This window comes from Pseudomonas sp. M2(2023) (assembly GCF_030263955.1).
In the GTDB taxonomy this organism is placed as follows: domain Bacteria; phylum Pseudomonadota; class Gammaproteobacteria; order Pseudomonadales; family Pseudomonadaceae; genus Aquipseudomonas; species Aquipseudomonas asiatica.
On the sequence record NZ_CP127114.1, the window covers coordinates 5,564,591 to 5,591,168 of the forward strand.

The following is a 26,578-nucleotide window of genomic DNA, read 5'->3' on the forward strand; positions in this document are numbered from 1 at the left end:
GGTCAGCCGCCTACGGCAAGTTCAGAGCAATCGCACGGCAAGCATTGAATCCGTCGAATGTGCCCATACAGAGTTGAAAAGGCCTGTGGCCAAACACCTTTGCGGAGGCTCCATGACGCAGCTGCGTGACCTGAAGATTTCCACCCTCGACCTGGTGCCGGTACGCGCCGACGCCGGCCCGGCGCAGTCGCTGCGCAACTCGCTGGACCTGGCGCAGCACGTCGAGCGCTTTGGCTACAACCGCTTCTGGGTAGCCGAGCACCACAACATGGACGGCATCGCCAGCTCGGCGACTTCGGTGCTGATCGGCTACCTGGCCGGGGGGACCTCGAGCATTCGCGTGGGCTCTGGCGGGGTCATGCTGCCCAACCATGCGCCGCTGGTGATCGCCGAGCAGTTCGGCACCCTGGCCAGCCTGCACCCGGGACGCATCGATCTGGGGTTGGGCCGCGCACCGGGTTCCGACCAGATGACCGCCTACGCCCTGCGCCGCGACCGCGCCGGCGGCCCGGATGACTTCCCGGACGATGTCGAGGAACTGTCACGCTACCTCGGCCCGCGTACCGATGATCAAAAAGTGATCGCCGTGCCAGGGCACGATACCGAGGTGCCGATGTGGCTCCTCGGCTCTAGCCTGTTCAGCGCTCAACTGGCCGGCATGCGCGGCATGCCCTACGCCTTCGCCTCGCATTTTGCGCCGCGCTACATGCACGAGGCGATCCGCGTGTACCGCAACCACTTCAAGCCCTCGACCACATTGGACAAGCCGTATGTGATGCTGGGCATCCCCATGGTGGTGGCGGAAACCGACGAAAAGGCCGAGTACCTGGCCACTTCGGTGTACCAGCGCATCCTCGCGCTGATTCGCGGGCAGAGCCTGATGCAGAAGCCGCCTGTGGAAAGCATGGATGGGCTGTGGCTGCCCCATGAACGGGACGCGGTGGGTAGCTTCCTCGGCCTGGCGATGATTGGCAGCCCGCAGAAGGTGCGGGCCAAGGTGGAAGTGCTGCTGGAGCAGACCGGGGCAGATGAGCTGATCTTCACCTGTGATTTGTATGAGCATGCGGACCGGATTCGGTCCTATGAACTGATGGCGCAGGCTCTCAAGACCGCGTGATCTTCTTCGCAGGCTTGCCCGCTCCCACAGGTACAGCGTCGCTCTCTGGCCTGTGATATGCCTGTGGGAGCGGGCGAGCCCGCGAAGAGGCCAGCATATTAGCCGCGGCGGTACACAATCTCCTTGGTACCACCCTCGCAGCTGCCAATCACCTTGCCGGCCGGGTCGCCCTTGTCGACGATCTCCAGCTTGTAGCCGGTGACCCCCTTGGCATCCAGCTTGGCCGCAATCTCTGCCTTGAGCTCCTCGCACGGCTTGCCCGCCGCCAGCGCTCCACCGGCCAGCGTCATCAGGCCCAGCGCCAGAATCAGTTTGTTCATCACTCGCTTTCCTTGTGCAGATGAAATCAGAAAAGGCGCCCGCCAAGGCGCCCCCTCCCTAAATACCCCATCATGCCGGGCTCATCCAGCCCGGCAGTGTTTCAGCTATTGGCGATACGGAAGCCGACCTTCAGCGTGACCTGGAAGTGCGCCGCCTTGTTATCACGGATATGGCCACGGGTATCTATCACTTCGAACCACTCCAGGTGCTTTATGCTCTTGCCGGCTTCGGCCAAGGCATTGTTGATCGCCTCTTCGATGCTGGTGGTCGAAGACCCCACCAGCTCGATCTTCTTGTAGGTGTGATGATCGGTCATGAGCGCTCTCCTCGGATGATGGTGAGATTGAGCCTAGCAGCGCAGGCCTGGTTTACCTGCGAGCGGTCACCATTGACGAAAGTTCGATCGCACTTTCCCGCGTGCCCAAGGTCGCAATCCTTACAGTCCATACTGCAAAGGAGAGTCAACATGCACCGCAATTCGCTGCGTAGAACGTCCCTGGAAAGCATGGAAGCGGAGATCGAGAGCCTTCTGAAAAGCCTGGAAAACCTCAAGCATGATGCGTCGGAGGAGTCCCAAAAATCGGTGAAGGCAATCCGCAGCAACGCCGAGAGTGCCCTGCGTCATTCTCGCCACCTGTTGAGCGATGCCTACGAGGAAGTGAAGCACCGCACCCGCCAGACCGGCATCGCCACCCGCGACTATGCCCAGGAACACCCGTACACGACTGCCGGCGTTGCCATTGGCGCGCTAGGCTTGCTGGCGGCGTACCTGATGTGCAAACGCAACTAAGCGCCCTGTCGCGCCAGTTCCGCCCTTAGCCACTGCGCCAACTGCTCGGCGCGCCCGTCCGCGGCGCGCCTGGGCACCCACAGCGCCAATGCCGCAGGGGTAGGTGAAAAGCCCCACGGCGCACTCAAACGGCCAGCTCGCAGGTCGTCAGCGACCAGCGGCTGCGGCGCAATCGCCACACCCAGCCCGGCCACGGCAGCTTCCAGCAGGTAATACAGGTGCTCGAAGGCCTGGCCATAGTGGAGGGCCGCCGGCTCCAAACCCTGTTCCAGCGCCCAGGTCGGCCAAGCCTGCGGGCGCGAGGTGGTGTGCAGCAAGGTTTCGTCCAGCAAAGCCTTGGCCGGCGCGCCATGCAAGCGCTCGAAACCGGCGAAATGCGGGCTGAGCACCGGCCCGATGCGCTCCTCGGCCAGCACATGCACTTGCATGTCCGCCGGCCATGGCGGCTCGGCATACACCAGCAGCGCATCCAACCCTGGCCGCCGTGGGTCCAGGTCGCCTTCACCGGCCGAAAGGTGCAGACGCAGTTCAGGTAAATCCGCCTGCAGCCGCCCCAGTCGCGGGATGAACCAGCGCGCCAGCAGGCTGCCCGAGCAGCCCAGCACGAACGGCGCCTCGCTGACGTTGTGGCTGAGCTCGGCGCACACGCTGCGCAGGCGATCGAAAGCTTCGCCACTTGCATCGCGCAGACGTACGCCGGCATCTGTGAGTTTGATGCCACGCCCGTCCTTCACGAACAGCGCGACGCCCAGGTGCTCTTCAAGTACCTTGATCTGCCGGCTGACGGCGCCATGGGTGACGTGCAGCGCTTCGGCCGCCTGGCTGACGCTGTTGAGCCGTGCGGCAGCCTCGAAAGCCCGAAGGGCGTTGAGGGGAGGGAGGTCGTGGGCCATTTTACCTGTGAGTTTTTCTGACAAGTTTGCGCAATCTTATCGGTTTTCAGCTGGGCTTGCCGTGGTTAGAGTAAAGCCCATCACTCATTCATTACGCCCTGGAGCGCCCCCATGACCCAGTCCCAATACCGCCCCGGCCCCGACGCCAATGGCCTGTTCGGCTCGTTCGGCGGCCGCTACGTGGCCGAAACCCTGATGCCACTGGTGCTGGACCTGGCCCGCGAATACGAAGCGGCCAAGGCAGACCCCAAGTTCCTCGAAGAGCTGGCCTACTTCCAGCGCGACTACATCGGGCGCCCCAACCCGCTGTACTTCGCCGAGCGCCTGACCGAGCACTGCGGCGGCGCCAAGATCTTCTTCAAGCGTGAAGAGCTCAACCACACCGGCGCGCACAAGGTGAACAACTGCATCGGCCAGGTGCTGCTGGCCAAGCGCATGGGCAAGAAGCGCCTCATCGCAGAAACCGGCGCCGGCATGCACGGCGTGGCCACCGCCACCGTCGCTGCCCGCTTCGGCCTGCCTTGCGTAATCTACATGGGCGCCACCGACATCGAGCGCCAGCAGGCCAACGTGTTCCGCATGAAGCTGCTTGGCGCCGAAATCGTCCCGGTCACTGCCGGCACCGGCACCCTGAAGGACGCCATGAACGAGGCTCTGCGCGACTGGGTCACCAACGTCGAAGACACCTTCTACCTGATCGGCACCGTGGCTGGCCCGCACCCGTATCCGGCCATGGTCCGCGACTTCCAGTCGATCATCGGCAAGGAAACCCGCGCCCAGTTGCAAGAGAAGGAAGGCCGCCTGCCAGACAGCCTGGTTGCCTGCGTCGGTGGTGGCTCCAACGCCATGGGCCTGTTCCATGAGTTTCTCGAAGAGCCAAGCGTGCAGATCATCGGCGTCGAAGCCGGTGGCCACGGCGTGCACACCGACAAGCACGCCGCCAGCCTGAACGGCGGCATACCGGGCGTGCTGCACGGCAACCGCACCTACCTGCTGCAGGACGAAGACGGTCAGATCACCGACGCCCACTCGATTTCCGCCGGCCTGGACTACCCGGGCATCGGCCCGGAGCACGCCTACCTGCACGAAGTGAAGCGTGTCGAGTACGTCAGCATCACCGACGACGAAGCGCTGGATGCATTCCATGCCACCTGCCGCCTGGAAGGCATCATCCCGGCCCTGGAAAGCTCCCACGCCTTGGCCGAGGCGATCAAGCGCGCACCGAAGCTGCCCAAGGACCACCTGATGGTCGTGTGCCTGTCGGGCCGCGGCGACAAAGACATGCAAACCGTCATGAACCACATGGCCGCCCAGGAGAAACAGGCATGAGCCGTCTTGAAAAACGCTTCGCCGAGCTGAAGGCCGAAGGCCGCTCGGCACTGGTCACCTTTGTCACCGCGGGCGACCCGGGCTATGACGCCTCGCTGCAGATCCTCAAGGGCCTGCCGGCAGCCGGTGCCGACGTGATTGAACTGGGCATGCCGTTCACCGACCCGATGGCCGACGGCGTGGCCATCCAGCTGGCCACCCTGCGTGCCCTGGAAGCCGGCCAGACCCTGGCCAAGACCCTGCAGATGGTTCGCGAATTCCGTGTGGATAACCAGACCACACCGATCGTGTTGATGGGCTACTACAACCCGATCCACCGCTTTGGCGTGGAAAAGTTCGTGGCCGAAGCCAAGCAAGCGGGTGTAGATGGCCTGATCATCGTCGACCTGCCGCCAGAGCACGACGCCGAACTGGCAACCCCGACCCAGGCAGCGGGTATCGACTTTATCCGCCTGACTACCCCAACCACCGACGACGCGCGCCTGCCGCGCGTACTGGAGCGCAGCTCCGGGTTCGTCTACTACGTGTCGGTGGCCGGTGTGACCGGCGCCGGCTCGGCGACCACCGAGCACGTGACCGAAGCCATCGCCCGCCTGCGTCGGCATACCGATCTGCCAATCAGCGTAGGTTTCGGCATTCGTACGCCGGAGCAGGCTGCGGCCATTGCCCGCCTGTCGGACGGCGTAGTGGTGGGCTCGGCGCTGGTCGACAAGATTGCCCAGGCCAAGAGTGCCGAGCAGGCAGTCAACGATGTATTGAGCCTGTGCTCGGCGCTGGCTGAAGGGGTGCGCGGCGCCCGCCGCTGAACCGCGTCGCCTGCTTCGCGGGCACGCCCGCTCCCACAGGGACAACACAGATGCTGAAAGCTGTGGAGGACCTGTAGGAGCGGGCTTGCCCGCGAAGAGGCCAGCACAGGCTATAGAGGCCTATCCCCCGAAAATCGACAGATCCAGCGGCCGCACCGCCCCCATCCAGATCGCATGGTCACGGTGGTCCGCCAGCTCATCACCGGTCAGCGGGTGCATGAACACCACCAACCCCTTCCGATACAGTGCCAACCACGGCAGCACCACCCCCACAAACTCCGGCTCGAAGGCCAGCTGGCAGCTCCAGTCCGGGTGCGGCCCCACCGGTTTCTGGTGCATGCGCCCCATGGTCACGGGAAACAGCCGCGCCGCTTCCTCACACAGCTCACGGGCCTGGTCCATGGTCGCTGCGTCGTAGTAAACGTGGGCGTGGTAACCCTTGATCCTCTGCACGATAACTCCTGATTGCGGTCCAAACATCACCACCTGCAAAGGGAGTGATGCAGTGAAAAACGCCGAAACCCCAGTGTTCAAACTGGTCTTGTTCGGGCCTGAAAGCAGCCTGGGCAACGCCCTGATGGTAGAGCTGCTGTCGCGCCAGCACGAAGTCACCGCCGTGGTCGACGACCTCAACCGCCACGCGCCGCGCCCCGGCCTGCATTTCAAGATAGGCGGGCTTGGCGATGCCGACCAGGCGGAGCAGGGCGCGGCAGGCGGGTCGGCAGTAATTGCCCTGTTGTCGACGCTGGCGCCGGACGATCTGCCCGGGCAAGCCCGCATGAGCGAGGCGCTGGTGGCGGGGTTGAAGCGTACGACTATACGCCGGCTGTTGCTGGTGGGCGATTTCGATGTGCTGGATGAGCCGGGCAAGTACAGCGAGGCGGAGCGGGAGTGTGTGGACCAGGTGGTGGACGGGTTACAGCGCAGTGCCTTGCACTGGACGCTGATCAATGCCCCACAGGAACTGGCCGGGTTGGGGATTGAGCATTTTCGCAGCACCGAAGGTACGCTGGAGCCGGGGTTGGCCGAGCCGTTGCGGCACCTGGCCAGGGTCGCTGCGGGCATGGTGGATATGCTGGAGCTGGATTTGCACCGAGGCGAGCATCTGAACTTCGTGGTCTAGATTGCCGGGGCTGCTGTGCAGCCCCGGGAATGTCACAGGCTGCGCTCGCGCTCCAGCCAATCCACAAACCGCTCGATCAACGCCCCACGCCGCTTGCGTGGTGGCAGCACCGCGTAATACCCGCGCGCCGAGCGCAAACTCCCCTCCAACGGCCGGCATAGCAACCCTTGCTCCACCAGCCCATCCACCAGGTGCCCCCAGCCAATCGCCACCCCTTGCCCGGCAATCGCGGCCTGGATCAGCAACGTATAGTTATCAAACCGCAACTGCCCGGCCGGCGGCGGGCTGGCCACGCCAAACCCGCGAAACACCCCTGCCCAATCAAACCAGCGGCTAGCCTGCTCTCCCTTCAAGTGCAGCAAGGGCAATCGTTGCAAAGCCACGGCTGACAAGGGTTTGCCATGAATCAGCCGGGGGCTGCACACCGGGAAAACCTCCTCATCGAATAGCCAGCGGCTCTCGCCCTGGTGAAAACGCCCGTCGCCAAACAGCACCGCCACATCGATGTCCGGTCGCAACATGCCCTGGCTGCGCTCACCGGTCACCAGGCTCACATCCACCTGCGGATAAGCCTCGTGAAAACGCTGCAGCCGTGGCATCAGCCAGAACGCCGCAAAGGCGAAGTCGGTAGCCACCTGCAGCACTTCGCGCTGACCGCGCCCACTGGCCTGGGCGATGCCGTCCTCCATGGCCTGCAGGCCCTGATGCACCTGTTCGAACAGCACCTGGCCGGCCTCGGTCAGCTCGATACCCCGGTAAATGCGGTCGAACAACCGCGTGCCCAGCTGTGCCTCCAGCCGTTTGACTTGCTGGCTCACCGCCGGCTGCGTGGTGCCCAGCTCCAGTGCCGCAGCGGTAAAGCCACGCAACCGTGCGGCAGCCTCGAACACGCGCAGTGTATCCAGCGACAAGTTGGCAAGGTGGTCAAACATAAGCAGGGCTAATCCCAGTCATTGCCCGCCATGGGCTTTACCCATGTTATCCACAGTCGCATCTTGATAGGCAAGCGGTTCGCATAACCCTCAACGATGGAAGCCACCATGACGCGCCCGAATATCCTGTTCATCATGGCCGACCAGATGGCCGCGCCCTTGCTGCCGATCTACGTCTCTTCGCCGATCCAGATGCCGCATCTGAGCCGCCTTGCCGAACAGGCGGTGGTGTTCGACTCGGCTTACTGCAACAGCCCGTTGTGCGCACCGTCGCGCTTCACCCTGGTCAGCGGCCAGTTGCCCAGTCGCATCGGCGCCTACGACAACGCCGCCGACTTCCCCGCCGATGTGCCGACCTACGCCCACTATCTGCGCCGCCTTGGCTACCGCACCGCGCTGTCGGGCAAGATGCACTTCTGCGGCCCGGACCAGCTGCATGGCTACGAAGAACGCCTGACCAGCGATATCTACCCGGCCGACTACGGCTGGGCGGTGAACTGGGATGAGCCGGACGTGCGCCCGAGCTGGTATCACAACATGTCCTCGGTACTGCAGGCCGGACCGTGCGTGCGCACCAACCAGCTGGATTTCGACGAGGAAGTGGTGTTCAAGGCGCGCCAGTACCTGTACGACCATGTGCGCGAAAACGATGGCCGACCGTTCTGCCTGACCGTGTCGATGACCCACCCGCACGACCCCTACACCATCCCCCGGCGCTATTGGGATCGCTACGAAGGTGTGGATATCCCCATGCCCCGCGCCGAATTCGATCAGGCAGAACTCGACCCGCACTCGCAGCGCCTGCTGAAGGTCTACGACCTGTGGAACAAGCCGCTGCCTGTGGACAAGATTCGTGACGCCCGTCGTGCCTACTTCGGCGCCTGCAGCTACATCGATGACAACATCGGCCTGCTGCTGCAGACCCTGGAGGAATGCGACCTGGCCGACGACACCCTGATCGTGTTCTCCGGCGACCACGGCGACATGCTCGGCGAGCGCGGCCTCTGGTACAAGATGCACTGGTTCGAGATGTCGGCGCGGGTGCCTCTGCTGGTGCACGCGCCGAAGCACTTCGCGCCAGCCAGGGTCAGCGCTTCGGTGTCTACCTGCGACCTGCTGCCGACCCTGGTCGAGCTGGCTGGTGGTGCTGTGGATAACCACCTTCACCTGGATGGCCGCTCGCTGGTCGGCCACCTGCAAGGGCAGGGTGGCCATGACGAAGTGATCGGCGAATACATGGCCGAAGGCACCGTCGGCCCGCTGATGATGATCCGCCGGGGGCCGTACAAGTTCGTGTACAGCGAAGACGACCCATGCCTACTCTATGACCTGAGCCGCGACCCGCACGAGCGGGAGAACCTCACCGGCAGCCCGGAACACCAGGCGCTGCTGCAGGCATTTGTCGATGAAGCACAGCAACGTTGGGATATCCCCAGCCTGCGCCAGCAGGTTCTTGCCAGCCAGCGGCGCCGCCGCCTGGTGGCCGAGGCGCTGGCCATCGGCAAGCTGAAAAGCTGGGACCACCAACCGCTGGTGGACGCCAGCCAACAGTACATGCGCAACCACATCGATCTCGACGACCTCGAGCGCAAGGCACGTTATCCACAGCCCGCCCCCCTGGATTGAGAAGAGAGGCCGCCATGCACAAGTTCTCCGCCGCCGTGTTCGCCCTGGCCCTGAGCCTGGGTACCGCCACGGCCCACGCCGCCGACAGCGACGCGCAATGCACCACCGTGAAGATGGCCGACCCCGGCTGGAGCGACATCGCAACGACCAACGCCTTGGCCCGCCTGCTTCTGGAAAGCCTGGGTTACCAGGTGAAAATCGACAGCCTGGCCGTGCCGATCATCTACGGCGGCCTCAAGGATGGCCGCGTCGATGCCTTCCTCGGCAACTGGATGCCGGCACAGCAGGGCTTTCATGACAAGTTCATCGCCAATGGCGATGTGCAGCAGCTTTCGCGCAATCTGGAAGGAACCGAGTTCACCTTGGCAGTGCCCGACTATGTGTGGAATGCCGGAGTGAAGGATTTCGCCGACTTGCAGAAGCACGCCGACCAGTTCGACAAGAAGCTGTACGGGATTGGTTCCGGGGCACCGGCCAACCTGTCGTTGAAGGAAATCATCGACAAGAATGAATTCAACCTCGGCCAGTGGAAACTGGTGGAGTCCAGCGAGCAGGCGATGCTGGCGCAGGTCGACCGGGCGGTGAAGAAACAGCAGTTCATCACCTTCCTCGGCTGGACCCCGCACCCGATGAACGTGAAGCTGAAGATGCATTACCTGAGCGGCGGGGAGAAGTGGTTTGGCAGCAAGGGCGAGGTGTATACCCTGACCCGCAAGGGTTATCCACAAGCCTGCCCGAATGCGGCCAAGCTGCTGGGCAACCTGAAGTTCACGCTGGACATGGAAAACACCATCATGGCCGAAGTTGTGGACAAGAAGATCAGCTTCGATGATGCGGCCAAGGCTTGGTTGAAGGCGCACCCCGAGTTGCTGGAAGGGTGGTTGGCCGGGGTGACGACCAAGGCCGATGGCAATGCGCTGGAGGCCGTCAAAGCCAAACTGTAACCTCACAAGCAAAACCTCTATCCCTGTGGGAGCGGGCATGCCCGCTCCCACAGGGATTGGCGAAACAGTAAGGAATGTGGATAACCCATGCATCGCCTCACTCACCTGCTGCCCTTCCTCTCATGGCTCCCCTGCCAATCGGGCCGCAGCCTGCGCCAGGACCTGCTGGTGGGCCTGAGCGGTGCAATCCTCGCCCTGCCGCAATCCATCGCCTACGCTCTGATCGCCGGCCTGCCCGCCGAATACGGACTGTACGCCGCCATCGTGCCAGTGCTGATCGCCTGTCTCTGGGGCTCGTCCTGGCACCTGATCTGCGGCCCGACCGCAGCCATCTCCATCGTTCTCTACGCCAGCATCAGCCCGCTGGCCGTGGCTGGCAGCGCCGACTATGTCACCCTGGTGCTGCTGCTGACGTTCCTCGGCGGCATCTTTCAGTTACTGCTGGGGCTTTTGCGCTTCGGCGCACTGGTCAATTTCGTCTCCCATTCCGTGGTGCTCGGCTTCACCCTGGGCGCCGCTGTCGTCATTACCCTGGGCCAGTTGCCCAACCTGCTGGGCATGGACCTGCCAAGCCAGGCCACGGCGCTGAAGACCGTGCAGGACCTGGCCAGCCATGCCGGCGAGGTCGACCTGCCTTCCTTGATTCTGGGCCTAGCCACAGTGGTGATCGGCGTAGGCTTCAAGCTCTGGCGCCCGCGCTGGCCCAGCCTGTTGATAAGCCTGATTTTGGTAAGCCTGCTGGCCTGGCTGCTGCCCGGGTTCTTTGGGCATGTGCCGCGTGTGCCGGCATTCACCGGCCAGCTACCACCCTTCAGCCCGCTGCCGTTGCTGGATGTGGAACTGATCCTGCGCCTGCTGCCCAGCGCTGTGGCAGTGGGCATGCTCGGGCTGGTCACCAGCCTGTCGATTGCCCGCTCATTGTCGGCACGTTCGGAGCAGTTGATCGACGCAGACCAGGAAATACGCGCACAGGGCCTGTCGAACATCGTTGGTGCATTTTTCTCCGGTTACCTGTCTTCCGGCTCCTTCACCCGTTCCGGGCTGAGCTACGACGCCGGTGCCCGCTCGCCCATGGCCGGGGTATTCTCGGCGCTGTGGGTGGCCGTGTTCGCCGTTGCCGGAGCCGGGCTGATCGCGCACCTGCCGATTCCGGCCATGGCCGGCAGCATCCTGCTGATCTGCTGGGGGTTGGTGGACCACCGGGGGATTCGTGCGCTGTTCCGGGTCAGCCGCTCGGAGTTTCTGGTAATGGCGCTGACGGCGGCAGCGACCTTGTTGCTGGAGCTGCAGACAGCGATCTATGCCGGAGTACTGGCGTCGCTGTTCTTCTATCTGAAGCGCACCTCGCGGCCACGGGTGCAGCAGAGCCGTGAAGGGGAGGCAGATGTGCTGCGGGTGGGCGGGTCGATCTTCTTTGGCGCGGCGCATTACCTGCAGGTGCGCTTGCAGCGCTGCCAGGGGCCGCATGTTGTTATCGATGCGCGGCAGGTGAACTTCATCGATTACTCGGGTGTGGATATGTTGCACCGCGAGGCGCGGCGGTTGCGGCGGGCAGGGGGGAGTCTGACCCTGCACCGGGCCAGGCCGCAGGTGATCGAGGAGTTGCAGAAGCTGGAAGGGGTGGAGTTGTGCCCGATCCGGTTTGAGGAGTGAGGCTGAGATATGGGGGCTGCTTTGCAGCCCATCGCAGGCAAGCCAGCTCCCACAGGGATTTCAGAAGGCCTGAGGCCGGCGCTGTCCCTGTAGGAGCTGGCTTGCCTGCGATGGGACCGCAAAGCGGTCCCCGACAATCTCAGCCGCGAGCCAACTGCCGGCGCAACTCAGCCAACACTGGCGCCGTATCCGGCCGCACCCCACGCCAGATAAAGAACGCCTCAGCCGCTTGCTCAGCCAGCATCCCCAGCCCATCCAGCACCTTGGCCGCCCCCAGCTTCTCGGCCCACTGGCAAAACGGCGTAGGCTCCTTGCCATACATCATGTCGTAGCAAACCGTGCGCCCCGCCTCGACCAGGCTGTCGGCGATCGGCGGCAACTCACCGGCCAGGCTCGCCGAGGTGGCATTGATGATCACATCCACCGGTTCCTGCAACCAGGCAAACCCGCTGGCTACCACCGGCCCCAGCTCATCGAACTCACGCGCCAGCTGCTCGGCCTTTTCCACGGTCCGGTTGGCAATCACCAGCGACTGCGGCTTGTGCGCCAGGATCGGCTCCAGCACGCCACGCACCGCGCCACCAGCACCCAGGATCAGAATGCGTTTGCCTGCCAGCTCGACCCCGGCATTCACCGTCAGGTCGCGCACTAGGCCAGCGCCATCGGTGTTGTCGCCCTGCAGGCTGCCATCGGCCAGCTTGCTCAGCGTGTTCACTGCGCCAGCGCGCCGGGCACGCGGGGTCAGGCTGTCGCACAGGCGGTAGGCCTCTTCCTTGAACGGCACGGTGACGTTGCCGCCGCGGCCTTGCTTGAAGAAGCCGCGCGCGCAGTCGCTGAACTCGTCCAGCGGCGCCAGCAGGGTGGCGTATTCCAGGTCCTGGCCGGTCTGTTCGGCGAACAGGCGATGGATCAGCGGCGACTTGCTGTGACCGATGGGATTACCAAAAACGACGTACTGGTCCATGACGGCTCCTTGATTATCCACAGGCTTACTGGCCGAGCCAGTCGCGGTCCTGCAGGAAGTACTCGGTCAGGCGTGCTTCTTCGCTGCCAGGCGCGGCCTTCCAGTCGTAGCCCCAGCGCACCTGCGGCGGCAGCGACATGAGGATGGACTCGGTGCGGCCACCGGACTGCAGGCCGAACAGGGTGCCACGGTCGTAGACCAGGTTGAACTCCACGTAGCGGCCACGGCGGTATTCCTGGAACTCACGCTGCTGCGGGGTGTAGGGCGTGCCCTTGCGGCGCTGGACGATCGGCAGGTAGGCGTTGACGTAGGCGTCGCCAATGGCGCGGATGAAGGCGAAGCAGGTGTCGAAGTCCCACTCGTTCAGGTCATCGAAGAACAACCCACCAATGCCGCGTGGCTCGCCACGGTGCTTGAGGTGGAAGTAGCGGTCGCACCAGGCCTTGTAGCGCGGGTACACATCGGCACCGAACGGCGCGCAGGCCTGCTCGGCCACACGGTGCCAGTGAATGCAGTCTTCTTCATTGCCGTAGTACGGAGTCAGGTCGAAGCCGCCGCCGAACCACCAGACAGCCTCTTCACCTTCCTTTTCGGCGATGAAGAAGCGCACGTTGGCGTGGGAAGTGGGCACATGCGGGTTGTGCGGGTGGATCACCAGCGACACGCCCAGGGCCTCGAAGCCACGGCCCGCCAGCTCGGGGCGGTGGGCGCTGGCCGACGGCGGCAGACCGGCGCCGAACACGTGGGAGAAGTTGACCCCGCCTTTCTCGATCACCTTGCCATCGCCGATCACCCGCGTGCGGCCCCCGCCACCGGCTTCGCGCACCCATGCGTCCTCGACGAAGCGGGCGCCGCCGTCTTCAGCTTCGAGGGCAGAGCAGATGCGGTCTTGCAGGTCGAGCAGGTAGGCTTTCACGGCCTCGGTGCGGCTAGTCATCGGGTCACCAGGAACGGGCAGGGAAGAATTCGCCGCGTAGCATACCACCCCCAGCCCGCGCGCCGCAGTTGACGGCGATCAAGCAAAGGCGTCCGATAGAAGGTCTTTCCCGACCCATACGACAGGAGTGCGAGATGGCCAAGCGTATCCAGTTCAGCCAGCATGGCGGCCCGGAAGTGCTGCAGTTTGTGGAATTCGAACCTGCACCGCCAGGGCCACAGCAGGTTCGTGTGCGTAACCATGCGATCGGCCTGAACTTCATCGATACCTACTTCCGCAGCGGGCTGTATGCGCCGCCATCCCTGCCTTCGGGGCTGGGCACTGAAGCCGCTGGCGTGGTCGAGGCCGTGGGCGAGGGCGTGACCCGGCTGAAAGTGGGTGACCGCGTGGCCCATGCCGGCGGCCCGTTGGGCGCGTACAGCGAGGTGCATACGCTGCCGGAAGCCAATCTGGTGAAGCTGCCCGACAACATCAGCTTCGAGCAGGCAGCGGCGGTGATGCTCAAGGGTTTGACCGTGCAGTACCTGCTGAAGCAGACCTATGAGGTGAAGGCGGGTGATGTGATCCTGTTCCACGCAGCAGCTGGCGGCGTGGGTTCGTTGGCGTGCCAGTGGGCCAAGGCGCTGGGGGCCAAGCTGATCGGTACCGTGAGTTCTGCCGAGAAGGCCGAACGGGCCAAGGCGCTTGGGGCGTGGGCGACCATCGACTATAGCCGTGAGGACGTAGCCAAGCGGGTGCTGGAGCTGACCGACGGCAAGAAATGCCCGGTGGTGTATGACGGTGTGGGTGCCGACACCTGGCTGACCTCGCTGGACTGCCTGCAGCCGCGCGGGTTGATGGTGAGCTTTGGCAATGCCTCGGGGGCGGTGAGCGGGGTGAACCTGGGGATTCTGGCGCAGAAAGGGTCGCTGTATGTGACCCGCCCGACGTTGGCGACCTATGCCAACAATGCCGAGAATACCCAGGCCATGGCCGATGACCTGTTTGCGATGATCGGCAGTGGCAAGCTGGTTGTGGATATCCAACAGCGGTATCCGCTCAGCGAGGCGGCCAAGGCACAGGCGGAGCTGTCGGCTCGGCGGACTGTGGGTTCCACAATTCTGCTTCCTTGAGTTCACTCCCACAGGTACTGCACCGATCTTAAGTGCAGTGCCATCCCTGTGGGAGCGGGCATGCCCGCGAAGCAAGCACCGCAGTGCATGGCACCGGCTGCGCCGGTGTTCGCGGGTGAACCCGCTCCCACAGGTACTGCGTCGGCCTTGAACAGGGCGCTATGCCTGTGGAGGACGGGTGGTTGGTATCGACTCGATACCATCGAGAATCGCCTCCACCAATCCCTCCGCCAATTCAATGGAATGCAGGCTCGACCAATACATGCCACGGCCTTCTTCGCGCAGGTACTCGAGGGCTTTCGAGCCCGTTTCGTAGGCGCCTCGCAGATACAGAGCTACATGAACCAAGGCGTCCTCGGCGGAAATGTTCGGGTTTACGGTGAACAGCGGTTCGTGGCCGGCATCGCAGCGGCCGAAGGGGCGGGTGGATGTGCAGGGTAGGGGTGGATCGGGGACAATCTTCTTCATCACTAGATCTCGCTTCATGGCACCACCCAGTCGTTACCACACGAATAGGTGGCAGCTGTACGCAGGGTGGTAAACCGGGTGGGAGATCTAAAACCCAGCAGGCACGAAGCCTCCTGCGAACAGCCGCCATGGACTGCCAAGATCACCCAGAACCCGGGTTACCACACCCGATCGCCAAGTTATTCGGCGACGGCTGAAGACTAAGGGCAGAGGTTCCCACTGAGAAGGTGGGCAGAGGTTCCCACTGAGAAGGTGATGGCAGGGGACGCGGCTCGTAGGATATTTCCCAAGCCGCTAGCTGGACAGGCATTCGAAACAAAATCAGAAAAATCTGCGGGGGCTTGGCCCTGACCTGTGGGAGCGGGCATGCCCGCGAACACGGGCGAAGCCCGTGCCAGGCACCGCGTTGGATTCTTCGCGGGCTCGCCCGCTCCCACAGGAGGTCCCGGCCAGGCCTGTGGATATGTATCAGCCCGGGCGAACGACTTCGCCAGTGGCCAGGTTGCGAATCACACTAGGGTTCTTCCTTCCACCCAACGCCCCCCCCAGCACCAGATCCAGCTGACCATGGAAGTACTGCTCCACCCGCAACCGGGTCTTCGCCGCCGGGCGCCCGCCCGGGTTGCACGAAGTGGAAATCAACGGCCCCACCAACGCACACAACTCACGCACCACCGGATGGTCGCTGACCCGCAGCGCCACCGTGTCATGCTCACCGGTCACCCACTCGGGCAACAGGTCCTGGTGCGGCACCAACCAGGTGTTCGGCCCCGGCCAGGTGCTGCCCATGCGGTCGATCCAGTCTTCGGGGAAGTCCTCGAACAAGAAGTCGAACTGGCGGATGTTGTCGGCTACCAGGATCAGGCCTTTATCCACAGGCCGCGACTTCAGCGCCAGCAGGCGATACACCGCGTCCTCGTTCCACGGGTCGCAGCCCAGGCCCCAGACCGCTTCCGTCGGGTAGGCGATCACTGCACCCGCCCGGATCTCACGTGCGGCTTGTTGCACACGAAAACTGCTCACCATTTCTGTTACTCCGCCTATATACCTTGCTTGTGAGCAGTGTACTTAGCCCGCGCGGGCAAACCAACGCCCGGCTTCATTGCTGACCCGGCCTTCCAGCTCCAGTTCGGTCAGCTGCGCCAGCACGTCGGCAAGCGGCAGCTCGCTGCAGTGGGCCAGGCTTTCGCTGGTTTGTGGCGCAGCATGCAGCAGGGCGAGCAGAGGATGGTCGAATTTATCCACAACCGCAGGCGGCAGGTTCTGCCAGCCCTGCAGGCTTTCCAGTATCTGCTCCACGCTCTCCACCAACAGCGCGCCGTCACGGATCAACTGGTGGCAGCCTTTGGCCCCGGGGTGGTGAATGGAGCCCGGTATGGCATACACCTCGCGGCCTTGCTCGGCAGCCAGGCGTGCGGTGATCAGCGAACCACTGGCCAGGCTCGCCTCGACCACCAGCACGCCCAGCGACAGGCCACTGATGATGCGATTGCGCCGCGGGAAGTTGCCAGGTAGCGGCCCGGCATCCAACGGGTACTCGGAAACCAGCGCGCTACCGTTGTCGATCATCGCTTGTGCAAGCGACCTGTGGCGCTGTGGATAAAGTTTTTGCAACCCCGTACCGAGCACGCCAATCGTGCCCCCACCAGCCTGCAATGCGGCCCGATGAGCGGCACCGTCGATGCCCACCGCCAAGCCGCTGGTAATGGTGAAACCGGCCTGCGCCAGGTAGCGGGAAAATGCCGCAGCAGTGTCGAGTGCTGGGGGTGAAGCACGCCTGCTGCCCACAATTGCCAGTTGTGGGCGCTCGAGCAGGGCTGGGTCTCCAGCTACGAAAAGCAGTGGAGGGGCATCGTCGATTTCCGCCAATAGTGGCGGGTAGCCAGGGCCGTCCCACATCAGCAAATGCTGGGCCGGGCGCTCTAGCCAGGCCATTGCGGCCAGTGCACCCTCACGAACTTCGGCACTGCGCCGGGCATCGATGGTGGCCTGGGGTATGCCCAATGCGCGCCAGGCGCCGGCGGGTGCACATAGCGCCGAAGAGGCACTGCCAAAAGCCTCAAGCAAGGTGTTAAAGCGACGCAATCCCGTCTCCGGCAGCCGGTGCAGGCGTAATCGGGCCTCCAGTTCGGCAGGCGGAAGAGGCGACGAATGGTAGGTCTGCATGGGGATCATCCTTGATCGAATCGGGGCCATCGACGTGGCACAAACTGTGGATAACTTTGTTGATAACGCTTTGACAACCTGTCCATCGAATGGGCAATAAGCTGGCCTTGAAAACCCTAGACGAGCTTTCACAGGTGCTGAAATCCCCGTTTCCCTTTATTATGTGTGCTCAGTTTTCAACCGAACGCACAGTGACTGCCTGACCTTATGGCCATCTTGAACATTCTCGAATTCCCGGACCCGCGCCTGCGCACCATCGCCAAGCCGGTGACGGTGTTCGACGACGCCCTGCGTCAGCTGATCGACGACATGTTTGAAACCATGTACGAAGCCCCTGGCATCGGCCTGGCCGCTACCCAGGTCAACGTGCACCAGCAGGTCGTGGTCATGGACCTCAGTGAAGACCGCAGCGAGCCGCGCGTCTTCATCAACCCCACGGTCGAAGAGCTGACCCACGACATGGGCCAGTACCAGGAAGGCTGCCTGTCGGTACCTGGCTTCTACGAGAACGTCGACCGCCCGCTGCGTGTGCGGGTCAAGGCCCAGGACCGCGACGGCAAGCCTTACGAGCTCGAGTGCGAAGGCCTGCTGGCGGTGTGCGTGCAGCATGAATTCGATCACCTCAACGGCAAGCTGTTCGTCGACTACCTGTCGCAGCTCAAGCGCGACCGGATCAAGAAAAAGCTGGAAAAGCAGCACCGCCAGCAAGCCTGATCCCCACCTTCCAGAAGGCTTGCTCCGGCAAGCCTTTTTCTTTTTTGAAGCGAGAACTCCATGCGCATCGTCTTTGCAGGCACTCCAGAGTTTGCCGCCGAACACCTCAAGGCCCTGCTCGACAGCCCGTACGAGATCGTGGCCGTCTACACCCAGCCCGACCGCCCCGCTGGCCGTGGCCAGAAGCTGATGCCGAGCCCGGTCAAGCAACTGGCTGTGGCCCATGACATCCCGGTGTTCCAACCGCCGACCCTGCGCAACGCCGAAGCCCAGGCCGAACTTGCGGCGCTGAAGCCGGACCTGATGGTAGTGGTCGCCTACGGCCTGATCCTGCCGCAGGTGGTGCTGGATATCCCGCGCCTGGGCTGCATCAACAGCCATGCCTCCCTGCTGCCACGCTGGCGCGGTGCCGCACCGATCCAGCGCGCCGTGGAAGCCGGCGACGCCGAGAGCGGTGTGACCGTGATGCGTATGGAAGCGGGCCTGGACACCGGCCCGATGCTGCTCAAGGTGGTCACCCCGATCAGCGCCGAAGACACCGGCGGCAGCCTGCACGACCGCTTGGCCGAGATGGGCCCGCCCGCAGTCGTACAAGCCATCGCCGGCCTGGCCGATGGTTCGCTGCACGGTGAAGTGCAGGACGATGCCCTGGCCACCTACGCGCACAAGCTGAACAAGGACGAAGCGCGTATTGACTGGAGCCGGCCGGCCGTCGAGCTGGAACGCCTGATCCGTGCCTTCAACCCGTGGCCGGTTTGCCACAGCACCCTCGATGGCGAAAGCGTGAAAGTGCTGGCCGCCAACTTGTCCACAGCGACAGGCACCCCGGGTGAGATCCTCTCCGCCAGCAAGGACGGCCTGGTTGTCGCCTGCGGTGACCAGGCACTGAGCCTGACCCGCCTGCAACTGCCCGGCGGCAAGGCACTGAACTTCAGCGACCTGTTCAACAGCCGTCGTGAGAAATTCGCCAGCGGCAAGGTGCTGGGCCAATGAACCCACGCCTCGCCGCCGCCCGTGCCCTTGCCGCTGTACTCAGTGGCAAGGCCTCGCTGAACAGTTCGCTGCCAGCGCAACTGGACAAGGTCGATGAGCGCGACCGCGGCCTGACCCAGGACCTGGCGTTCGGTACCGCGCGCTGGCAACCACGCCTCGACCTGCTGGCGGCGCAGCTGCTGCAGAAGCCGTTCAAGGCCGCCGATGCCGATGTGCAGGCGTTGCTGCTGGTCGGCCTGTACCAGCTGTTCTACAGCCGTATCCCGGCCCACGCGGCCATTGGCGAGACCGTTGGCTGTGCCGACAAGCTGAAGAAGCCGTGGGCCAAGGGCCTGCTCAATGCCGTGCTGCGCCGCGCCCAACGCGAAGGCGAAGAATTGCTGGCCGGCATGGAGCGCGACCCGGTGGTACGCACTGCCCACCCGCGCTGGCTGCAGAAGTCGCTCAAGGCCTTCTGGCCGGAGCAGTGGGAGGCCATCTGCGCCGCCAACAACGCCCACCCGCCGATGATCCTGCGGGTCAACCGTCGCCACCACAGCCGCGATGCCTACCTGGCACTGCTGACCGAGGCAGGCGTTGGCGCCAGCGCCTGCCAGTACAGCCGTGACGGTATCGTGTTGGCCGAAGCCTGCGACGTGCGCGGCCTGCCAGGCTTTGCCGAAGGCTGGGTGAGCGTGCAGGACGAAGCCGCGCAGCTGTCCGCCGACCTGCTGGAACTGGCCCCCGGCCAGCGCGTGCTCGACGCCTGCTGTGCACCGGGTGGCAAGACCTGCCACCTGCTGGAAGCCGAAACCGGCCTGGCCCACGTGGTGGCCATCGACCTCGAAGCCAAGCGCCTGACCCGCGTGCGCGAGAACCTCGACCGCCTGCAACTGGACGCCGAGCTGATCGCCTGCGATGCCCGCGACACCGCCAGCTGGTGGGACGGCAAGCCGTTCCAGCGCATTCTGCTCGATGCCCCCTGTTCGGCCACCGGCGTGATCCGCCGCCACCCTGACATCAAGCTGACCCGTCAGGCCGACGACATCCCGGCCCTGGCCACGCTGCAAGGTGAGCTGCTCGATGCCCTGTGGCCGACCCTGGAAGTGGGCGGCATGCTGCTATACGCCACCTGCTCCAGCCTGCCGACCGAGAACACCGAAGTGATCGATGCCTTCCTTGCCCGCACCCCGGGCGCCCGTGAGCTGGACCTGGCCACCGAAGCCGGCCTGCGCCAGCCCCACGGCCGCCAGTTGTTGGCCCAGGAAGGCGGCCACGACGGTTTCTACTATGCCAAGCTGATCAAGATCGCCGCCTCGCGCGGATAAAAACAAAAGGTAGGGAGTAGCGGATGAAGATCATCATCCTCGGCGCAGGACAGGTAGGCGGTACGCTGGCGGAGCACCTGGCCAGCGAAGCCAACGACATCACCGTGGTCGACACTGACGGCGACCGCCTGCGCGACCTGGGCGACCGCCTGGACATCCGCACCGTGCAAGGCCGCGGCTCGCTGCCTACGGTGCTGCGCCAGGCCGGTGCCGACGACGCCGACATGCTGGTGGCGGTAACCAACAGCGACGAAACCAACATGGTCGCCTGCCAGGTAGCCTATTCGCTTTTCCACACCCCGACCAAAATTGCCCGGGTGCGCGAGTCGGCCTACCTGACCCGCGAAGAGCTGTTCGACAACGACCATATCCCGGTCGACGTACTGATCAGCCCCGAGCAGGTGGTGACCAACTACATCAAGCGCCTGATCGAGCACCCTGGCTCGCTGCAGGTGATCGACTTCGCAGAAGGCAAGGCCCAGCTGGTGGCAGTTAAGGCGTACTACGGTGGCCCGCTGGTAGGCCAGCAACTGCGCCAGATCCGCGCGCACATGCCCAACGTCGACACCCGCGTGGCGGCCATCTTCCGCCGCGACCGCCCGATCACCCCGCGGGGCGACACGGTGATCGAAGCAGACGACGAAGTGTTCTTCATCGCCGCGAAGAAGGACATACGCGCGGTGATGGGTGAGCTGCGCCGTATCGACGAAACCAACAAGCGTGTGGTCATCGCCGGTGGCGGGCAAATCGGCGAACGCCTGGCCGAGGCCATCGAAAGCCGCTACCAGGTGAAGATCATCGAGATGAGCCCGGCCCGTTGCCGACACCTCTCCGACACCCTGGAAAGCACCGTGGTGCTGCAGGGCAGCGCCTCGGACAAGGACCTGATGCTGGAGGAGAACATCGCCGACGCCGACATCTTCCTGGCCCTGACCAACGACGACGAGGCCAACATCATGTCGTCGCTGCTGGCCAAGCGCCTGGGCGCCCGCAAGGTGATGACCATCATCAACAACCCGGCCTATGTCGACCTGGTGCAGGGTGGCGACATCGACATTGCCATCAGCCCACAGTTGGCCACCATCGGCACCCTGCTGGCGCACGTGCGCCGGGGCGACATCGTCAGCGTACACTCGCTGCGCCGCGGCGCGGCCGAGGCTATCGAAGCGGTGGCGCACGGGGATTCGAAGTCGAGCAAGGTGGTCGGCAAGGCGATCGAAGACATCGCGCTGCCACCGGGCACCACCATCGGCGCGATCATTCGTGACGAAGAGGTGATGATTGCCCACGACGACACCATGATCGAATCGGGCGACCATGTGATCCTGTTCGTTGTGGATAAAAAGCATATCCGGGATGTGGAGAAGCTGTTCCACGTCGGCTTGAGTTTCTTCTAGGAGCACAGGGCATGCGCGAATCGCTGGAGAAGATGCTGGCCAAGGGTGTGGATAACCCGTTGTTGAGGTTCGGCCTGGGCAAGGCCTGGCTGGACGAAGGCAATGGTGCTGAAGCGGCGGTGCATCTGGCACGGTGCGTGGAACAGGACCCGAAGTACTCGGCAGCGTGGAAACTGCTGGGCAAGGCGCATCATCTGCAGGGTGACCTGGCGGCGGCGCGCAAGGCCTGGGAGGAGGGGATCGTGGCCGCGCAGGCCCATGGGGACAAGCAGGCCGAGAAAGAGATGACCGTGTTTCTGAAGAAACTCAACAAGACATCAGGTTAACGCAGTCCCTGTGGGAGCGGGTTCACCCGCGAATGCGATGTGGGATTCACCGACGCATTCGCGGGTAAACCCGCTCCCACAGGGGACAGTGAAAATCTCAGTACCAGCGTGGCTCGCCAGCCGGGCGCTTCTTGAAGCGCTTCATGCTCCACATGTACTGGCTCGGGTACTCGCGCACATAGCGCTCGACCACCTTGCTCATCGCCGCCGCCGACACGGTCACGTCGGTGCTGTACATCTCTTCCGGCGCCGCCTCCAGGAACACCTTGAAGCCCGAGCCGTCAGGCAACCGCAGGGCATGCAGGAACACCCCAACCGCCTTGCCCCCGGCCAGCATGTTCGGCACGAACTTGCTGGTCAGCGCCTGGGTACCCAGGAACGGCACGAACACCCCGGCCGACTCCGCCGGCTCCGGGTCGGCAGGAATACCCACCTGGCCACCACGGCGCACTTCCTTGATCACGCTGAGGATGCCTTCCTTGGTCGAAGGTGCCACGCGGTTGCCCATCTGCACCCGCTGCTCGCGCAGCAGGTCATCCACCGCCTTCAGCTTCGGCGGGCGATAGAAGATGATCGGTTTGCACTGGTTGCAGTAGAAGTGGTTCAGCACTTCCCAGTTACCCAGGTGGCTGGTGATGCCGACCACGCCCTTGCCCGAGGCCAGGGCCTGCTCCAGCACTTCCAGGCCGTGCACTTCCTTGACCAGCTCCAGCGAGCGCTGCGGCGGCCAGATCCAGGCACAGGCACTTTCGACGAAGGATTTACCGATATCCTTCAACGCGCGGCCCACCAGCTGCTCGCGCTCGGCCGGGTCCATCTCCGGGAAGCACTTGGCGAGGTTGATGCGCACGACATTGCGCGAGCCGTTGGGGATCTTCCACATCAGCCAGCCGATACCGGCGCCGACGCGCTGCACAGCGCCCCAGGGCAGCTTGGCAAACAGGCGCAGCACCCCGACCATCAGGGCGCCCTTGAACTTTTCCACAGGCGAATTCCTTATTTCAGCAAGGCGCGCATTGTAACCCCTCAGCGCAACAAGGCGGCGTAGCGATCGCAATCGGTGGTGTGGTCCATGACCATGCCGGTGGCCTGCATGAAGGCATAGCAGATGGTCGGGCCAACGAACGTGAAGCCGGCTTTCTGCAGGGCTTTGCTCATCGCCTTGGCTTCATCGGTAACCGCTGGCACCTCGCTGCGGCCAGTGAAGTGGTTGATCTTCGGCGCACCACCGACGAATGACCAGAGCCAGTCGGCGGGGTTGTCCACAGCCAGCCAGGCCTGGGCATTACGCCTGGCAGCCTTGAGCTTGAGGCGGTTGCGGATGATGCCGGCATCCTGCATCAGCTCCTCGATGCGTTCGTCGCTCATGACGGCGAGTTTCACCGGATCGAAGCCGTGCATCACCTCGCGATAACGCTCGCGTTTACGCAATACGGTGATCCACGAAAGCCCTGCCTGGAACCCTTCGAGCAAAAGCATCTCGAACAGCAACGCCGGGTCACGCTGGGGCGTTCCCCATTCCTGGTCGTGGTAGGCCTGGTACAACGGATCGTCGGTACACCAAAAGCAGCGTGGCATAAGGCTCCAATGAGTAGAGGGCGAGGCGAATCAGGTTATACTCCCGCTCTTTACATCCGCATCCCCAGATACAGGTGAATTTCGTGAGCCAGCCTACGCCAGCCGTGCGTACCTTCCAAGACCTGATCCTCGCCCTGCAGAACTACTGGGCCGAGCAAGGTTGTGTGGTGCTTCAGCCCTACGATATGGAAGTAGGCGCCGGCACTTTCCACACCGCTACATTCCTGCGCGCCGTGGGTCCAGAAACCTGGAACGCCGCCTATGTGCAGCCTAGCCGTCGCCCTGCCGACGGGCGGTATGGCGAAAACCCCAACCGCCTGCAGCACTACTACCAGTTCCAGGTGGTACTGAAGCCCAACCCAGCCAACTTCCAGGAGCTGTACCTCGGCTCGCTGAAAGCCATCGGCCTGGACCCGCTGGTCCACGACATTCGCTTCGTCGAAGACAACTGGGAATCGCCGACCCTCGGCGCCTGGGGCCTGGGCTGGGAAATCTGGCTCAACGGCATGGAAGTCACCCAGTTCACCTACTTCCAGCAGGTAGGCGGCATCGAGTGCTACCCAGTCACGGGTGAAATCACCTACGGCCTGGAGCGCCTGGCCATGTACATCCAGGGCGTCGACTCGGTGTACGACCTGGTGTGGGCCGACGGCCCGTTCGGCAAGGTCACCTACGGCGACGTGTTCCACCAAAACGAGGTGGAGCAGTCGACCTACAACTTCGAGCACGCCAACGTCGACAAGCTGTTCGAGCTGTTCGACTTCTACGAAAGCGAAGCCAACCGCCTGATCAAGCTTGAGCTGCCGCTGCCGACCTATGAAATGGTCCTGAAGGCCTCGCACACCTTCAACCTGCTGGACGCCCGCCGCGCCATCTCGGTAACCGAGCGCCAGCGCTACATCCTGCGTGTACGTACCCTGGCCCGGGACGTGGCGCAAAGCTATCTGCAAGCCCGCGCACGCCTGGGCTTCCCGATGGCCACCCCTGAACTGCGTGACGAAGTGTTGGCTAAGCTGGAGGCTGCACAATGAGTGCTCAAGATTTCCTGGTAGAACTGGGCACCGAGGAGCTGCCACCGAAGGCCCTCGCCAGCCTTGGCGAAGCCTTCCTGGCGGGTATCGAGAAGGGCCTGCAGGCCGCTGGCTTGAACTATACCGGCAAGCAGGTTTACGCCGCGCCGCGCCGCTTGGCCGTGCTGATCCGCCAGCTGGACGTGCAACAGCCTGACCGCAGCATCAATATCGACGGCCCGCCCCTGCAGGCTGCTTTCAAAGACGGCGAGCCGACCCAGGCTGCCTTGGGCTTTGCCAAGAAATGCGGTGTGGAGCTGTCGGAAATCGACCAGAGCGGCCCCAAGCTGCGCTTCTCCCAGCACATCCCGGGCAAGGCCACCACCGGCCTGCTGCCGACCATCGTCGAAGATTCGCTCAACGACCTGCCGATCCCCAAGCGCATGCGCTGGGCGGCAAGCCGTGAAGAGTTCGTGCGCCCGACCCAATGGCTGGTGATGCTGCTGGGCGACCAGGTGGTCGACTGCACCATCCTGTCGCAGAAGGCAGGCCGTGAATCCCGTGGCCACCGCTTCCACCACCCGGAAAACGTGGTGATTACCACCCCGGCCAACTACGTCGAAGACCTGCGCAAAGCCTACGTGCTGGCCGACTTCGCCGAGCGCCGCGAGCTGATCAGCAAGCGTACCGCCGAGCTGGCCATGCAGCAGGAAGGCAGCGCCATCGTGCCGCCGGCGCTGCTGGACGAAGTGACCGCCCTGGTCGAGTGGCCAGTGCCGCTGGTGTGCTCGTTCGAGGAGCGTTTCCTCGAAGTCCCGCAGGAAGCCCTGATCACCACCATGCAGGACAACCAGAAGTACTTCTGCCTGCTGGACAGCGAAGGCAAGCTGCTGCCGCGCTTCATCACCGTGGCCAACGTCGAGAGCCGCGACCCGAAGCAGATCGTGCAAGGTAACGAGAAGGTCGTGCGCCCACGCCTGACCGACGCCGAGTTCTTCTTCAAGCAGGACAAGAAGCAGCCGCTGGAAACCTTCAACGAGCGCCTGAAGAACGTGGTGTTCCAGGCTCAGCTGGGTACCGTGTACGACAAGGCCGAGCGCGTCTCCAAGCTGGCCGCCTTCATCGCCCCGCTGATCGGCGGCGACGCCCAGCGCGCCGGCCGCGCCGGCCTGCTGTCGAAGTGCGACCTGGCCACCGAGATGGTCGGCGAATTCCCTGAAATGCAGGGTGTTGCCGGTTACTACTACGCGCTCAACGACGGTGAGCCGGAAGACGTGGCCCTGGCCCTGAACGAGCAGTACATGCCGCGCGGTGCTGGCGCCGAGCTGCCGCAGACCCTCACCGGTGCTGCGGTGGCCATCGCCGACAAGCTCGACACCCTGGTCGGCATCTTCGGCATCGGCATGCTGCCTACCGGCAGCAAGGACCCGTACGCCCTGCGCCGTGCCGCCTTGGGCGTGCTGCGTATCCTGATCGAGAAGCAGCTGGACCTGGACCTGACCGGTGCGGTCGAGTTCGCGGTCAAGCAGTTCGGCGCCAAGGTCAAGGCCGCCGGCTTGGCCGAACAGGTGCTGGAGTTCATCTTCGACCGCCTGCGTGCGCGTTACGAAGACGAAGGCATCGACGTGGCCACCTACCTGTCGGTCCGTGCCCTGCAGCCAGGTTCTGCCTTGGACTTCGACCAGCGCGTGCAGGCTGTACAAGCCTTCCGCAAGCTGCCGGAAGCCGAGGCCCTGGCCGCGGTGAACAAGCGCGTGTCGAACCTGCTGAGCAAGGCCGAAGGCGCCATCGCCGATCACGTCGAGCCGAAGTACTTCGACAACGCCAACGAGTTCTCCCTGTACTCGGCCATCCAGCAGGCCGACCAGGCCGTGCAACCGATGGCTGCTGCACGCCAGTACAGCGAATCGCTGGCCCGCCTGGCGGCCCTGCGTGACCCGGTCGACGCCTTCTTCGAGGCGGTGATGGTCAACGCCGAGGATGCCAAGGTACGCGCCAACCGTTATGCCCTGCTCAGCCGCCTGCGCGGCCTGTTCCTGGGCGTGGCCGACATTTCGCTGCTGGGGTAAGCC

At 63.9% G+C, this 26,578-nt stretch carries 28 protein-coding genes; 16 read left to right on the forward strand and 12 right to left on the reverse strand.

Features of this window, described 5'->3' with window-relative positions; all coding sequences use genetic code 11:
• Positions 1-112: 112 nt before the first annotated feature.
• Entirely contained in the window at positions 113-1,117 is a 1,005-nt protein-coding gene (locus QN085_RS25410) for an LLM class flavin-dependent oxidoreductase (protein ID WP_013970284.1), read from the forward strand.
• A gap of 98 nt (positions 1,118-1,215) precedes the next feature.
• Here QN085_RS25410 and QN085_RS25415 read toward each other — a convergent pair whose 3' ends face one another.
• The gene (locus QN085_RS25415; protein WP_023661435.1) at positions 1,216-1,437 is read right to left on the reverse strand and encodes a DUF1161 domain-containing protein; all 222 of its coding nucleotides are present in this window, start codon (positions 1,435-1,437) and stop codon (positions 1,216-1,218) included.
• A 101-nt stretch (positions 1,438-1,538) separates the two neighbouring features.
• The gene (locus QN085_RS25420) at positions 1,539-1,754 is read right to left on the reverse strand and encodes a dodecin (RefSeq protein ID WP_013970282.1); all 216 of its coding nucleotides are present in this window, start codon (positions 1,752-1,754) and stop codon (positions 1,539-1,541) included.
• A 150-nt stretch (positions 1,755-1,904) separates the two neighbouring features.
• Between QN085_RS25420 and QN085_RS25425 the strand changes: the two genes are divergently transcribed.
• Complete coding sequence (locus tag QN085_RS25425) at positions 1,905-2,228, forward strand: ElaB/YgaM/YqjD family protein (protein WP_003261039.1); 324 nt, start codon at positions 1,905-1,907, stop codon at positions 2,226-2,228.
• Here QN085_RS25425 and QN085_RS25430 read toward each other — a convergent pair.
• Positions 2,225-3,121, reverse strand: a complete 897-nt coding sequence (locus QN085_RS25430; RefSeq protein WP_013970281.1) for a LysR family transcriptional regulator — start codon at positions 3,119-3,121, stop codon at positions 2,225-2,227. The two genes, QN085_RS25425 and QN085_RS25430, sit on opposite strands and share 4 nt — an antisense overlap.
• A 111-nt stretch (positions 3,122-3,232) precedes the next feature.
• On the opposite strand from QN085_RS25430, the gene trpB reads away from it, so the two are divergent.
• A complete protein-coding gene (trpB, locus tag QN085_RS25435) occupies positions 3,233-4,450 on the forward strand; it encodes a tryptophan synthase subunit beta (RefSeq protein ID WP_013970280.1) in 1,218 nt (405 codons plus the stop codon).
• Complete coding sequence (trpA, locus tag QN085_RS25440; RefSeq protein ID WP_041506330.1) at positions 4,447-5,256, forward strand: tryptophan synthase subunit alpha; 810 nt, start codon at positions 4,447-4,449, stop codon at positions 5,254-5,256. Before trpB ends, trpA begins: the two co-directional genes overlap by 4 nt.
• A 120-nt stretch (positions 5,257-5,376) precedes the next feature.
• On the opposite strand, the gene QN085_RS25445 is transcribed toward trpA, so the two are convergent.
• Positions 5,377-5,709: a DOPA 4,5-dioxygenase family protein gene (locus QN085_RS25445; RefSeq protein ID WP_013970278.1), complete on the reverse strand. Its 333-nt coding sequence runs from the start codon at positions 5,707-5,709 to the stop codon at positions 5,377-5,379.
• A 52-nt stretch (positions 5,710-5,761) separates the two neighbouring features.
• Between QN085_RS25445 and QN085_RS25450 the strand changes: the two genes are divergently transcribed.
• Positions 5,762-6,379, forward strand: a complete 618-nt coding sequence (locus QN085_RS25450) for an NAD(P)-dependent oxidoreductase (RefSeq protein WP_013970277.1) — start codon at positions 5,762-5,764, stop codon at positions 6,377-6,379.
• 32 nt (positions 6,380-6,411) lie between these two features.
• Here the strand turns inward: QN085_RS25450 and QN085_RS25455 are convergent, their stop codons facing one another.
• Positions 6,412-7,311 carry a choline sulfate utilization transcriptional regulator gene (locus QN085_RS25455; protein ID WP_013970276.1) on the reverse strand — a complete coding sequence of 300 codons (900 nt, stop codon included), beginning with the start codon at positions 7,309-7,311 and terminating at the stop codon, positions 6,412-6,414.
• A 108-nt stretch (positions 7,312-7,419) separates the two neighbouring features.
• Here QN085_RS25455 and betC point away from each other — a divergent pair, with 108 nt between their 5' ends.
• The 3 genes from betC to QN085_RS25470 all read left to right on the forward strand — a co-directional run bounded on the left by betC (position 7,420) and on the right by QN085_RS25470 (position 11,534).
• Positions 7,420-8,937 carry a choline-sulfatase gene (gene betC / locus QN085_RS25460; RefSeq protein WP_023661433.1) on the forward strand — a complete coding sequence of 506 codons (1,518 nt, stop codon included), beginning with the start codon at positions 7,420-7,422 and terminating at the stop codon, positions 8,935-8,937.
• 14 nt (positions 8,938-8,951) lie between these two features.
• A complete protein-coding gene (choX, locus tag QN085_RS25465; RefSeq protein WP_013970274.1) occupies positions 8,952-9,881 on the forward strand; it encodes a choline ABC transporter substrate-binding protein in 930 nt (309 codons plus the stop codon).
• A gap of 87 nt (positions 9,882-9,968) precedes the next feature.
• A complete protein-coding gene (locus QN085_RS25470; protein WP_023662759.1) occupies positions 9,969-11,534 on the forward strand; it encodes a SulP family inorganic anion transporter in 1,566 nt (521 codons plus the stop codon).
• A 139-nt stretch (positions 11,535-11,673) separates the two neighbouring features.
• Here the strand turns inward: QN085_RS25470 and aroE are convergent, their stop codons facing one another.
• Positions 11,674-12,498 carry a shikimate dehydrogenase gene (gene aroE / locus QN085_RS25475; RefSeq protein ID WP_013970272.1) on the reverse strand — a complete coding sequence of 275 codons (825 nt, stop codon included), beginning with the start codon at positions 12,496-12,498 and terminating at the stop codon, positions 11,674-11,676.
• A 25-nt stretch (positions 12,499-12,523) separates the two neighbouring features.
• The gene (gene hemF, locus QN085_RS25480; protein ID WP_013970271.1) at positions 12,524-13,435 is read right to left on the reverse strand and encodes an oxygen-dependent coproporphyrinogen oxidase; all 912 of its coding nucleotides are present in this window, start codon (positions 13,433-13,435) and stop codon (positions 12,524-12,526) included.
• Positions 13,436-13,569: 134 nt separating this feature from the next.
• On the opposite strand from hemF, the gene QN085_RS25485 reads away from it, so the two are divergent.
• Complete coding sequence (locus QN085_RS25485; protein ID WP_013970270.1) at positions 13,570-14,547, forward strand: NADPH:quinone reductase; 978 nt, start codon at positions 13,570-13,572, stop codon at positions 14,545-14,547.
• Positions 14,548-14,706: 159 nt separating this feature from the next.
• Here the strand turns inward: QN085_RS25485 and QN085_RS25490 are convergent, their stop codons facing one another.
• The 3 genes from QN085_RS25490 to dprA form a co-directional block, all read right to left on the reverse strand.
• Positions 14,707-15,015 carry a hypothetical protein gene (locus tag QN085_RS25490; RefSeq protein WP_031324379.1) on the reverse strand — a complete coding sequence of 103 codons (309 nt, stop codon included), beginning with the start codon at positions 15,013-15,015 and terminating at the stop codon, positions 14,707-14,709.
• 468 nt (positions 15,016-15,483) lie between these two features.
• The gene (gene tsaC / locus QN085_RS25495) at positions 15,484-16,041 is read right to left on the reverse strand and encodes an L-threonylcarbamoyladenylate synthase type 1 TsaC (protein WP_023660948.1); all 558 of its coding nucleotides are present in this window, start codon (positions 16,039-16,041) and stop codon (positions 15,484-15,486) included.
• Between the two features lie 42 nt (positions 16,042-16,083).
• On the reverse strand, positions 16,084-17,181 hold the full coding sequence (dprA, locus tag QN085_RS25500) for a DNA-processing protein DprA (protein ID WP_038408472.1): 1,098 nt from the start codon (positions 17,179-17,181) through the stop codon (positions 16,084-16,086).
• A gap of 207 nt (positions 17,182-17,388) precedes the next feature.
• On the opposite strand from dprA, the gene def reads away from it, so the two are divergent.
• From def to QN085_RS25525, 5 genes are read left to right on the forward strand one after another with little or no spacing between them, the layout of a single operon-like run.
• A complete protein-coding gene (def, locus tag QN085_RS25505) occupies positions 17,389-17,895 on the forward strand; it encodes a peptide deformylase (RefSeq protein ID WP_003260000.1) in 507 nt (168 codons plus the stop codon).
• 60 nt (positions 17,896-17,955) lie between these two features.
• Entirely contained in the window at positions 17,956-18,888 is a 933-nt protein-coding gene (gene fmt / locus QN085_RS25510) for a methionyl-tRNA formyltransferase (protein ID WP_023660947.1), read from the forward strand.
• The gene (gene rsmB, locus QN085_RS25515; protein WP_024087943.1) at positions 18,885-20,195 is read left to right on the forward strand and encodes a 16S rRNA (cytosine(967)-C(5))-methyltransferase RsmB; all 1,311 of its coding nucleotides are present in this window, start codon (positions 18,885-18,887) and stop codon (positions 20,193-20,195) included. The genes fmt and rsmB overlap by 4 nt, the downstream gene beginning before the upstream one ends.
• A gap of 23 nt (positions 20,196-20,218) precedes the next feature.
• Positions 20,219-21,592, forward strand: a complete 1,374-nt coding sequence (gene trkA / locus QN085_RS25520) for a Trk system potassium transporter TrkA (protein ID WP_013970264.1) — start codon at positions 20,219-20,221, stop codon at positions 21,590-21,592.
• An 11-nt stretch (positions 21,593-21,603) separates the two neighbouring features.
• A complete protein-coding gene (locus QN085_RS25525) occupies positions 21,604-21,918 on the forward strand; it encodes a tetratricopeptide repeat protein (protein ID WP_013970263.1) in 315 nt (104 codons plus the stop codon).
• 97 nt (positions 21,919-22,015) lie between these two features.
• Here QN085_RS25525 and QN085_RS25530 read toward each other — a convergent pair whose 3' ends face one another.
• Positions 22,016-22,903: a lysophospholipid acyltransferase gene (locus QN085_RS25530; protein ID WP_003260003.1), complete on the reverse strand. Its 888-nt coding sequence runs from the start codon at positions 22,901-22,903 to the stop codon at positions 22,016-22,018.
• Between the two features lie 41 nt (positions 22,904-22,944).
• Entirely contained in the window at positions 22,945-23,496 is a 552-nt protein-coding gene (locus QN085_RS25535; protein ID WP_003260004.1) for a DNA-3-methyladenine glycosylase I, read from the reverse strand.
• A gap of 83 nt (positions 23,497-23,579) precedes the next feature.
• Here QN085_RS25535 and glyQ point away from each other — a divergent pair, with 83 nt between their 5' ends.
• Both glyQ and glyS read left to right on the forward strand, forming a co-directional pair.
• Positions 23,580-24,527 (forward strand): glycine--tRNA ligase subunit alpha, encoded by a 948-nt coding sequence (glyQ, locus tag QN085_RS25540; protein ID WP_013970261.1) that lies wholly within the window; start codon positions 23,580-23,582, stop codon positions 24,525-24,527.
• Complete coding sequence (gene glyS / locus QN085_RS25545; RefSeq protein WP_013970260.1) at positions 24,524-26,575, forward strand: glycine--tRNA ligase subunit beta; 2,052 nt, start codon at positions 24,524-24,526, stop codon at positions 26,573-26,575. The genes glyQ and glyS overlap by 4 nt, the downstream gene beginning before the upstream one ends.
• The last annotated feature ends 3 nt before the right edge of the window (positions 26,576-26,578 follow it).